General features: G+C 70.8%; 8 protein-coding genes and 1 pseudogene. 3 read left to right on the top strand and 6 right to left on the bottom strand.

The genetic code is table 11. The annotated features are described in order from the left end of the window. Nucleotides 1–91: 91 nt before the first annotated feature. The 4 genes from ACWC1K_RS50280 to ACWC1K_RS50265 form a co-directional block, all read right to left on the bottom strand. Nucleotides 92–808 (bottom strand): ABC transporter ATP-binding protein, encoded by a 717-nt coding sequence (locus ACWC1K_RS50280; protein ID WP_450840889.1) that lies wholly within the window; start codon nucleotides 806–808, stop codon nucleotides 92–94. Beyond that, entirely contained in the window at nucleotides 784–1629 is an 846-nt protein-coding gene (locus tag ACWC1K_RS50275; RefSeq protein WP_450840887.1) for an ABC transporter permease, read from the bottom strand. Before ACWC1K_RS50275 ends, ACWC1K_RS50280 begins: the two co-directional genes overlap by 25 nt. A gap of 5 nt (nucleotides 1630–1634) precedes the next feature. Continuing rightward, nucleotides 1635–2702, bottom strand: coding sequence for an ABC transporter substrate-binding protein (locus tag ACWC1K_RS50270; protein WP_450840886.1), 1068 nt, complete (start codon nucleotides 2700–2702; stop codon nucleotides 1635–1637). Nucleotides 2703–2951: 249 nt separating this feature from the next. Next, nucleotides 2952–4127, bottom strand: coding sequence for an ROK family protein (locus tag ACWC1K_RS50265; protein ID WP_450840884.1), 1176 nt, complete (start codon nucleotides 4125–4127; stop codon nucleotides 2952–2954). Between the two features lie 435 nt (nucleotides 4128–4562). Between ACWC1K_RS50265 and ACWC1K_RS50260 the strand changes: the two genes are divergently transcribed. After that, nucleotides 4563–5141, top strand: coding sequence for a biotin transporter BioY (locus tag ACWC1K_RS50260; protein ID WP_450840882.1), 579 nt, complete (start codon nucleotides 4563–4565; stop codon nucleotides 5139–5141). On the opposite strand, the pseudogene ACWC1K_RS50255 reads toward ACWC1K_RS50260, so the two are convergent. Both ACWC1K_RS50255 and ACWC1K_RS50250 read right to left on the bottom strand, forming a co-directional pair. Further along, nucleotides 5104–6491: pseudogene (locus tag ACWC1K_RS50255) on the bottom strand (FAD-binding oxidoreductase). The gene ACWC1K_RS50260 and the pseudogene ACWC1K_RS50255 sit on opposite strands and share 38 nt — an antisense overlap. 79 nt (nucleotides 6492–6570) lie before the next feature. Further along, entirely contained in the window at nucleotides 6571–7302 is a 732-nt protein-coding gene (locus ACWC1K_RS50250) for an LPXTG cell wall anchor domain-containing protein (RefSeq protein ID WP_351471031.1), read from the bottom strand. A 259-nt stretch (nucleotides 7303–7561) separates the two neighbouring features. Between ACWC1K_RS50250 and ACWC1K_RS50245 the strand changes: the two genes are divergently transcribed. Together ACWC1K_RS50245 and ACWC1K_RS50240 are read left to right on the top strand one after the other, a co-directional pair. Beyond that, nucleotides 7562–9709, top strand: a complete 2148-nt coding sequence (locus ACWC1K_RS50245) for a protein kinase domain-containing protein (RefSeq protein ID WP_450840879.1) — start codon at nucleotides 7562–7564, stop codon at nucleotides 9707–9709. Nucleotides 9710–9763: 54 nt separating this feature from the next. Beyond that, nucleotides 9764–10249 (top strand): ribose-5-phosphate isomerase, encoded by a 486-nt coding sequence (locus ACWC1K_RS50240; protein ID WP_450840877.1) that lies wholly within the window; start codon nucleotides 9764–9766, stop codon nucleotides 10247–10249. The last annotated feature ends 95 nt before the right edge of the window (nucleotides 10250–10344 follow it).

Raw genomic sequence — 10344 nt, 5'->3', positions numbered from 1 at the left:
GCGGGGCTTGATCTTTGAGCCCGTCCGGCGTTTGAGGACGAGGCCGTTCAGGCCGAAAGCGGGGGCCTGGGGGCGGCAGCCCCCAGACGGGTCACCCCACCCCCTCGGTGACACCCAGCGCCGCGAGCAACCGCTCCCGGTACTCGCCGCGCGCGGCCGCGTCCCGCTCGACGGCCAGATCGACCGAGATCCGCCCGGAGTCCAGCACAAGCACCCGATCGGCGAGCACGATCGCCTCGTCCACGTCATGGGTGACCAGCAGCACGGACGGCTGATGCCGCTTCCACAGCTCCCGCAGCAACGCGTGCATCTTGATGCGCGTCAGCGCGTCCAGCGCCCCGAACGGCTCGTCGGCCAGCAGCAGTTCGGGCTCGCGGACCAGCGACCGCGCGAGCGCGGCCCGCTGCGCCTCGCCGCCGGACAGCTCGCTCGGCCAGGCCCGCTCGCGGCCCTTCAGGCCCACTTCGGCGAGGGCCTCGCGGCCCTTCTGCTGGGCGTCCTTGCCGTCCAGCCCGAGGAGTACGTTGTCCAGGACCCGCCGCCAGGGCAGCAGCCGGGAGTCCTGGAAGACCACGGACACCTTCTCGGGGGCCGTGAGCCGGCCACTGCCGGCGACCTCGTGGTCCAGGCCCGCGATCGCCCGCAGCAGCGTGCTCTTGCCGGAGCCGCTGTGCCCGAGCAGGGCCGTGAACTGTCCCGCCGGGAGGTCGAGGTCGATGCCGTCGAGAACGGTCCGCCCCTCGAACGACCTGGTCAGGCCCCTGAGCTGGACGGCGGGCCGGGTCAGTTGCTCAGTGTGCGGCGCCATGACAGCACCCTCCGTTCGATGAGACGGACAGCGCTGTCGGAGACCAGGCCGAAGATCCCGTAGACGAGCAGGCCCACGAGGATGACGTCGGACTGGCCGTAGTTCTGGGCCTGGAACATCATGTAGCCGAGTCCGCTGGTGGCGTTGATCTGCTCCAGGACCACCAGCCCCAGCCAGGAGCCGGTCACCCCGAGCCGGAGTCCCACGAAGAATCCGGGCAGGGCGCCGGGCACGACGATCTGGCGGATGAACCGGAAGCGGGACAGCCCCTGCACCTCGGCGAGTTCGACGAAGCGGCTGTCGATGCCGGACAGCGCGGAGTGCGTGTTCAGATAGATCGGGACGTAGACGACGATCGCGATGATCGCGATCTTGAACGTTTCGCCGATGCCCAGCCAGAGGATGAACAGCGGGATCAGGCCGAGGGTCGGGATCGCCCGGTTGAGGTTCACCGTCCCGTCGATCAGCGCCTCGCCGACCCGGCTGAGCCCGGCGGCCAGCGCCAGCACGACCCCGGCCGCGAGACCGATCGTGAAGCCGTACGCGGCCCGTTCGAGGGAGGTCAGGATGTCCGTCGGCAGCGTCCCGGCGCTCCACAGCCGGCCGGCGGTCCGCAGCACCGTCCAGGGCGCGGGGATCGCGGCCGGATCGAGCCGTCCGGCGGCCGAGGCGGCGGCCCACACGGCGAGGAAGAGGGCGGGGCCGATCAGCCGGGAGGCGGGCAGCCGCCTGCCGGGGGACAGGCCGCGGCGGCGACGCCGTACGAGAGGGCTCTGCTCCTGAACCCGCGCCGGGAGTGCGGTGGGCGTGGTGGTGGTCATGGCGGTCACCTCCGGTACTCCGCCGGTACGGCCTTGGCGGCGATGGACTCGAAGCGGTGGTCGAAGAGCGAGGAGACGTCGAACTTCTTCACGAAGCCGCCCTCCGCCAGCAGATCGGCGGTCTCCTGCTCCCACTTGATCGCCTCGGACCAACTCGGCGGGAACAGCGGCTTGTTGGCGAGCCGGCTGATGCCCCGGGCCTGCGCGAGGGTCAGGTTCTGCGTCTTGACGTAGAACTCCTCGTTCCAGGCGTCGGGGTTCTCGTACGTCCAGACCTGGCCCTTGGCCCAGTACGGGATGTACGCGGCGACCGCGGCGGCCTTCGCGGAGTCGTTGAGCACGGAGGTCGGCGCCCACAGCAGGTTGAGGAGGTCGACGACGTCCGTGGTGATGGTGTGGGCTCCCTTGGCCTTGTACTGCCCGAGATAGGCGGGCGCCTGCTGGTTGGCGAGCGGCGCGATGTCCACCTGGCCGGACTGCAGGGCGGTCAGGAACTGGTTGCTGGTCAGCGGGACGAGGTCGACCTCGTCGTACTTGAGTCCCGCCTTCTTCAACGCCCGCAGGAGTACGACACCTTGGGCCTGGCCCTGAGAGAAGGCGAGCTTCTTGCCTTTGAAGTCGGCGACCGACCGGATGTCGCTGCCGGGCTTGGTGGCGAAGAGGTAATTCGGCTTGCGGGTGATGTTGATGGCGACGATCTTCGCGTCGAAGCCCTGGTAGTGCGCCTGGATCGGCGGGATTCCCGCATTGTTGGCGACGTCCAGGGATTTGGCGCGGAAAGCGTTGATCACATCCGGCCCCGCGCCGATGTTCAGCCAGTTCGACACCTTGAACGGCAGGTCGCCCAGCTTGGCCAGCTTGAACTGGAGTTGCTCGGTGTTCTGATACGAGGCGATCTTCAGGCTCGTACCGGCCGGAACCTTGTCGGCGAGCGGCGCGGTCGAGACGCCTTTGCTGTCGGCGGATGCGCTGCCGCCCGCGCAGCCGGTCAGACCGGCGACACCGGCTGCGGCACCGAGCACTGAAGTGAGAAAGAGCCGTCGGTCGACACCGGGCACGGCGGAGGAAGGCATGGCAGGACTCCGTGAGGTTCAGAGGGAAGGAGCGCAGAAAAGCCAGGAGCGCACAGGGGAGGAGCGCAGGCGGAATTCCGGCAGGAGAATGCCAGGGGGAGGGAAATCCGCGCTATTTACGCAGGGAGAAATGAGCGCTTCACACGCGGCAACGTGTCAGCAACAAAGGGTGCGACAGCTCACGATCGGGCTCATGAGTACGATTTTCCTGGCCGGCGGTGAGCCCTGTCAACATTCGGCGATTCTGAATTAAATAGCCTCAGGTCGAGCGGCCAGCGGATCCCGGTAGAGCACGTCGAGGGCCACCGAACCGCCCGCCACCGCGAGCACCGAATCCGGGAAACTCGTCGGCATGACGGCAGCCGCGCGCTCGTCGCCGACCCCTTCGCGCAACGCGTTCAGGCAGTCCTCCCGGTGGATGATCCCGACCTCCGTCACGACCACCGTCTCCGGATTGAGCACATCGAGGAGCAGCCGCGCCGCCCGCCCGATCGCACCCGCCCGCTGCACCAGCAGCCGTACGGCCTCGGGATCGTCCGCGGCGGCCGCCGCGACCACATGCATGGGATTCACCCCGTCCGTCACGCCCGCCTCGCGCGCCCGTCGGCACAGCGTCCGCTCGCTCAACTCGGCCTGCAGGCAGCCGGTCCGCCCGCAGGCGCAGGGCTCCGTGCCGCCCGGCACCGGCAGATGCGCGATGACGCCCGCCTGGGAGCGGGGCCCGTGGTGCACCTCGTCATGGGTGGCGAACGCCGCGTCGACGACATTGCCGACGAACAGGTGCAGCATGCTCCCGCTGCCCCGCGCCCGCCCGAACAGCCGCTCCGCGTTGACCAGCGCCCGCGCGTGGCCGTCCACATGGACCGGCAGCCCGGTGCGCTCGCCGAGCACCTCGCGCACCGCCACCTCCCGCCAGCCGAGCAGCGCGTGTTCCACGACGGTCCCGGACCCCCGGTCCACCCAGCCGCCGACGGCCACGCCGACACCGAGAGCTCGGCAGCGGGGGTTGCCGGCCAGCAGCGCCCCGAGCCCCTCGGCGGCCCGGGCCAGCACCCACCCGGGATCGGTGCGTTCGTGCTTCAGCTCGTGCCGCGCCACCACCCGGCCGCGCAGATCGAGCAGCGCGACCGTGGTGTGGCGCACCGCGACATGCACCCCGCCGACCACGAACCGGGAGTCGTCCAGGTCGACGGGGACATGCGGGCGGCCCACCCCGTTCGACCGCCGGGGCGCGGCCGACTCGCGGATCAGGCCCAGTTCGGTGAACCGGGCGCAGTAGTCCGTCACCGACGCCGGTGAAAGCCCGGTCAGCCGGGCGATGGTGCTGCGGGCCACCGGACCGTGCTCCAGCACGGACCGCAGCACGACGCTCGCGCTGGTACGGCGGCGGGTGGAAGTGGAGGGGGACGCAGGGGGAGATGCCATGGCAGAGGGCATGGGAGACCGTCCTCGGGAACGGGGCCGACACGTCTCGGAGGTCGAGGCGCGCCGCGGCCCGCCTCACACCGGACGGCGACAGGTGGCAGCGCCCTGGCGTCGCAGGTCGACATAGCGACGCGACGTGAAGTTCCGGGCCTGGGCAACCATGGCTCGAAGGGTAGGCCAGAAAAGGTGAATCCGGCCAGACCACTAGGATTCATTTGGGGAGACCCTACAGACCTGCCTGTCTGCTGCGAGGTGAGCACGGCCTCCCTGCCTCAGTGACCGGTGTCACGCGAAACCCCGTGTCACCAGCATCGTTTGTCCGGAGCCCACCAAGCCCGCGTTCCCGCCTTTGTCGACCGCTGACGGTGATCGGCTCGAGTTCGCTGGGATAGCGTCACCGTGTCCCTGCATGTCCCCGTCACCCGCGGAGTCCCCATGAGCACCGCTGCCGCCACCGCCCGCCCCCGCGAGGTCCTCGCCGACCTCCTGCCCGCGTCCCGCGTCCGGGACGTGGCACTCGTGCTCGGCGGCGCCGCGCTCACCGGTCTCGCGGCCCAGATCTCCGTGCCCGTCCCGGGCTCCCCGGTGCCGGTGACCGGCCAGACCTTCGCCGCGCTGCTGGTCGGTACGGTGCTCGGCGCGAGCCGGGGCCTCGCCTCGCTCGTGCTGTACGCGCTGGCCGGTCTCGCCGGTGTGCCGTGGTTCGCGGGCGGCAGCTCCGGTGTCTCCGTCTCCTTCGGCTACATCCTCGGCATGCTCCTCGCCTCCACCGTCGTGGGCGCCCTGGCCCGCCGCGGTGCCGACCGCTCCGTGCCGCGCATGGCGGGCGCCATGCTGCTCGGCGAGGCGATCATCTACGCCGTGGGCGTCCCGTACCTGGCCTACGCCGCCGACATGTCCGCGTCCGCGGCGATCGCGGCCGGTCTCACCCCGTTCCTGATCGGCGACGCCCTCAAGGCCGCCCTGGCGATGGGCGTCATGCCCGCCGCCTGGAAGCTGGTCGACAAGGGCTGAGCCTGTAGTTCCCGCGGAAGAGGTTCGCCGGGTCGTACGACGACTTCAGCTCGGCGAGCCTCTTCCGCGTCGCGGCGTCGTACAGCCCGTCCGTGCGGTCCCCGGCGCCGAAGGCGAAGTTGAGCGCACGCCCCATCGTGACCGGAGCGAGCGGCGCGAACGCCGGATCCAGCACCGCGCGTGCCGCGTCCCGGTCGCCGACCGTCAACAGCCTCAGCAGGAACCGCCCTTCGCGGTACGGCACCGAGTTCGGTGCGGGCCGGGCGAGCGCGCCGCCCAGGTGGTTGATCTGCAGGACGCACATCGGACCGCCCGCGTCCGGCCCGGCGGCGGCGAGCACCTCATCGGCCCGCTCCACGTCCAGCTCGCTCAGCACCGCGCTGTCCCCGTAGTACGCGTGCGGGAAGTCCGGGTCGCTGTGGATGGTGTGGCTCTCGGCGTACGGCATCTCGCGCAGGGAGTCGGCGAGCACGGGTGCCAACTCCCGCAGTGGGGCGACGAGTCGATCACCGTCGGCCCCGGTGTACGCGACGCGCACGGAGACGACGTACCGGCCGCGCAGATGCGGCGGAAGCGCCGGGACGTCCGGATACGGTACGGCCGCGAAGGACGAGGTCAGCCCCTCGGGTACGGTCCGCGTCCACTCCTCGTACGCCCGCAGCAGGGCCGCCGGGTCGACCTGGCGGCCGTCGAACGCGAGCGAGCCGCCGTAGAGCGTCCGCACCGGTACGAGGCCGATCTCCAGCTCGGTGACGACGCCGAAGTGGTGGCCGCCGCCGAGCAGCGCCCAGTACAGGTCGGGGTCGGACTCCCGGGTCACATGGCGGAGCCGGGCGTCCGCAGTGACGAGGTCCAGGGAGCGCACGTGGTCGGCCGCGTATCCGAACTCCCTTGCCAGGATGCCCAGTCCGCCGCCCAGTGTGTAGGAGACGGCGCCGACGCTCGGCGCTGAGCCTCCCCCACTGCCTAAAGCGTGGGAGGTGCCCCCATTCGCGGGGCCAGGCCGTACGGCTCGGCGGCCGCCACGACCTGCCCCCAGCGGACGCCGGCCTGGACGCGGGCGGTGCGCGCCTCGGGGTCGACGGTCACCCGGTCCATCCGCTTCGTCGTCACCAGCACCCCGCCCTCCGAGGCGCCGGGCAGCCCGTGCCCGGTGGCCTGGACGCCGACCGGCAGGTCGTGTTCGGCCGCGTATTTCACGGCGGCGATCACGTCGTCGGCCGAGGCGGCGGCGAAGACGACGGCGGGCCGCTGGGCGAAACCGGTCTGGAAACCGGCGAGTTCGTCCTCGTAGCCGGGCTCGCCGGGGCGGAGGGCGAGCAGGTCGGTGGTGTGGTCGGCGGAGTTCATGAAACGGATCGTGCCCGCATAACCTGACAAGTGCCGTCAGGTTATGCGGGCGAGTCCGCGACCGGCTGCCCGAGGGTGCTCAGCCGCCCAGCCGCTGCCGGGTGGGCCGCCGGGAGGACCACCACAGGCCCGCCGCACCGGCCGCGATCAGCGAGGCACCGGCCGCGCCCAGCGGCAGGACATCGCGTCCGACACCGGTCTTGGGCAACTCCTTTCCGCCGCTCGGGGCCACCGGCTTGTTGTCGGTGCCGAGGAGCAGCGGGGTGGCCGGGGCGTTCGGCGACGGATTGGTCGTACCGAACGGAACCGGTCCCTGCTGCCAGTACGTCTTCTTCCCGTCACCGGACTGCACCGGCAGGCAGATCTTGCCGGTCTTGTGCAGGTCGTAAGTGGCGTCGACGGCAAACGACTTCGACTTCCCGGCAGCGAGATTGTCGATCGGGCAGGAGAAACCGCTGTTTGAACCGGCCGGGAGGTTCTTTCCGTCAATCTGGGAGCAGCCTTGAACGCTCTTGACCGTGAGGCCGTCGAAACCGACGACCAGAAGCTGGATCTTTCCGCTGTCCTTGGTCCCCCCGTTCTTCACCGTGGCGGTGAGAGCCGTCTTTTGCGAGCCATTGTCGACCGAGATCCTGGAGGGCAGGAGCGTGGTCAGCTTCACGCCTGCCGGTGCCTCGTCGACGGCCTTTCCCCCCTTGCTGCTGCCGGGCCCCTGGTCGTCCGCGCTGGCGGTGAAGGAAAGGATCATCACCGCCGAGAAAGATGCCGCGACCAGCGATCCCGCGATGGTCGTCGTGCGACGAGAACTCATGTTCACATCCCCCTTGGCTGCGCCTGAATTCGCAGTACTTGAAGAGCTACCACAAGATTTCTCCGCACTATGCTGGTACGTCATGAAGTGTGACCATTGTGTTTCAGTCGGGGCGCGTTCGAGGTAATTGAGGTAGCCGAGAGAATTTCGGTGGCTGAGGGGGTGCAGCGGATTGCCGGGGAATGAGAGAAGCGGCGGAGTTCCGGGGCTGTTGGTGACGGGGCGCTACCGGTTGGTCGAAAGCATCGGTCAGGGAGGAATGGGGCGGGTGTGGCGGGCCGCCGACGAGATGCTCGACCGCCAGGTCGCCGTCAAGGAGATGCGCATCGACGGCCTGGACGCGGAGGACACCCGCACCCGCCGCGAACGCACACTGCGCGAGGCCAGGGCCACCGCCCGGATCGACCATCCCAATGTGGTGCGGGTCTACGACGTCGTGGACGAGGGCGAACGCCTGTGGATCGTCATGGAGTTGGTCTTCGGCCGCTCCCTCGAACGGATCATGGTGGAGGAGGGGCCGCTGGGGCCGGGCGAGACGGCCCGGATCGGGCTCGGTCTGGTGGCGGCGCTGCGCCAGGTACACGCACGCGGTGTCCTGCACCGGGACATCAAACCGGGGAACGTCCTGGTGGAGGACGGTGGCCGGCGCATCGTCCTCACCGACTTCGGCATCGCCGCGATCCAGGACGCCAAGGCGCTCACCATGGTCGGCATGCTCGTCGGCTCCCCCGACTACATGGCTCCCGAACGCATCTCGGGCCGCCCCCAGGGGCCGCCGTCGGACGTGTGGTCGCTGGGCGCGACCCTCTGCGCGGCCCTGGGCGGCCGTTCCCCCTTCTCCCGCGACACGACCCTGGCCACACTGCACGCGGTCCTCTACGAGGAGCCCGAACTCCCCGCCGCGGCGGGCCCCCTGAGCGACATCCTGGCGGCCCTGCTCGAAAAGGACCCCTCGGTCCGCCCGGCCCTCCAGGACCTTGAGGAGGCCCTGCACCCGATCGCATACCCGGCGCCCACGCCGACGCTTCCCGTGGGCGGGGGAGAGGACGACGGTGCGGCGGCGGAGGAGGAGGTGGGGCAGGGGGCGGGGCCCGAGTCCGGCCGGCCGACGAACACGGAACAGCCCTCCCACTCCGAGGAGCCGCCCGGGACCGAACCGTTCGAGGGCACGGATCCGGGCCCGGCGGCTGCTCCCGCGGCCGAAGGGACGGCGAGTGCCGAAGCCGAGCGGGAGCCCGAGCAGCCCGGCGGAGCCGAGAGGCCCACCCCGGTCTACCTGGACACCCGTCTGGTACGCGCGGCACGCGACCCCAGGCAACCCGCACCCGCCCCCATCGAGGACGCGGTGCCCCGAGAACTGCCGGACACCCACGACCTGCGCCGACACCGCTTTCCGGCGCCGACCCCCATCCCCGAGGCAACGCCACCCCGCTTTCCGGCGCCGACCCCCATCCCCGAGGCAACGCCACCCCGCTTTCCGGCGCCGACCCCCGTCCCCGAGGCAACGCCACCCCGGTCTCCGGCGCCGACCCCCATCCCCGAGGCAACGCCACCTCGGTCTCCGGCGCCGACCCCCATCCCCGAGGCAACGCCACCCCGGTCTCCGGCGCCGACCCCCATCCCCGAGGCAACGCCACCCCGGTCTCCGGAAGCGTCCCCCGCACCTTCGGCACCCTCAGTACCCGTGCAGTTCCCCAACGCCTCCACCGAAGTCCGCTCCGAACTGCGCTCGGGGGCCCGCTCCGAGACCTCGTCCGCCCACTCCGCGCCCCCCGCACCCCACCGGCCCGGCGGCCACCGTGCCGTACTCGTGGCCGCCGTCGGTCTGGTGGCGGCCGGTGCCCTCGTCGCCGTACTCCTTCTGACGAACTCCGGAAAACCCGGCGGCGACCACGCGGGCTCCTCGACCGCACCCACGACCTCCGCCACGACACCCCCCGGCAGCCCGTCGCCCACAGTGGAGGGCACGTCCAGGCCGCAGAGCCTGCCCCCGGGCGCCCACCGGGAGGCCGGCGGGTTCGCCTGGGCGCCGCCGCAGGGCTGGCGGCGGGACCTGAAAACAGGGGCGGAGGTGCACTACACGTCCCCCGACGGCGCACAGGAACTGGTGGCCAAGTCGTCCCTCGCCCGCGGCGACCTGATGGAGACCTGGCAGAAGTCGGAGCAGGGCGCCCGGCAGGGCCAGGACTACCGGAAGCTCCGTCTGGAGAGGACGACGTTCCGCGGCAACCCGGCCGTGGTCTGGGAGTACACCTTCACCCTGAAGGGCACCCCCTGGCACGCCCGGCTGCTGGGCTTCGACCAGGACGGGAAGTCGTACCAGATCAGCACCTGGTACCAGCCGCAGACCGAGACCCGGGCCCTCAGGACCTACGACAGGGTCAAGGACAGCTTCACGGTGCTGTGACCGGTGCGGCACCCGAGGCTGCCGCCCGGAAACAGCCATGTCACACTCGGAACCATGCGCGTGTATCTCGGCTCCGACCATGCCGGCTTCGAACTCAAGAACCACCTCGTCGAGTGGCTCAAGGCGGCAGGCCACGACCCCGTCGACTGCGGCCCCCACATCTACGACGCCCAGGACGACTACCCGCCCTTCTGCCTCCGCGCCGCGGAGCGGACGGCCGCGGACCCCGACTCCCTCGGCATCGTGATCGGCGGCTCCGGCAACGGCGAGCAGATCGCCGCGAACAAGGTCAAGGGCGTCCGCGCGGCCCTCGCCTGGAGCGAGGAGACGGCCTCCCTCGGCCGCCAGCACAACAACGCCAACGTCGTGGCGGTGGGCGCGCGCATGCACACCCAGGAGGAGGCGACAAAGTTCGTCGAGACCTTCCTGGGCACCCCGTTCTCCGAGGACGACCGCCACATCCGCCGCATCGACATGCTCGCGGACTACGAGACGACGGGCGACCTGCCCCCGATCCCGCCCCACCACCCGCAGCAGTAGCCTTCCCAGGCTTTCAGCCCGTCCGGCGCCTGAGTCTTTCAGCCCGTCCGGCGTTTGAGGACGAGGCCGTTCAGGCCGATGGGGGTCCAGGGGGC

It is taken from the genome of Streptomyces sp. NPDC001492 (assembly GCF_053597275.1).
This window is presented reverse-complemented; position numbering and strand designations above follow the sequence as displayed.

Coding starts and splice junctions, on each gene's coding strand:
- ACWC1K_RS50280 (WP_450840889.1), bottom strand. CDS start 808: ATGGCGCCGCACACTGAGCAACTGACCCGGCCCGCCGTCCAGCTCAGG.
- ACWC1K_RS50275 (WP_450840887.1), bottom strand. CDS start 1,629: ATGACCACCACCACGCCCACCGCACTCCCGGCGCGGGTTCAGGAGCAG.
- ACWC1K_RS50270 (WP_450840886.1), bottom strand. CDS start 2,702: ATGCCTTCCTCCGCCGTGCCCGGTGTCGACCGACGGCTCTTTCTCACT.
- ACWC1K_RS50265 (WP_450840884.1), bottom strand. CDS start 4,127: ATGGCATCTCCCCCTGCGTCCCCCTCCACTTCCACCCGCCGCCGTACC.
- ACWC1K_RS50260 (WP_450840882.1), top strand. CDS start 4,563: ATGAGCACCGCTGCCGCCACCGCCCGCCCCCGCGAGGTCCTCGCCGAC.
- ACWC1K_RS50250 (WP_351471031.1), bottom strand. CDS start 7,302: ATGAGTTCTCGTCGCACGACGACCATCGCGGGATCGCTGGTCGCGGCA.
- ACWC1K_RS50245 (WP_450840879.1), top strand. CDS start 7,562: ATGGGGCGGGTGTGGCGGGCCGCCGACGAGATGCTCGACCGCCAGGTC.
- ACWC1K_RS50240 (WP_450840877.1), top strand. CDS start 9,764: ATGCGCGTGTATCTCGGCTCCGACCATGCCGGCTTCGAACTCAAGAAC.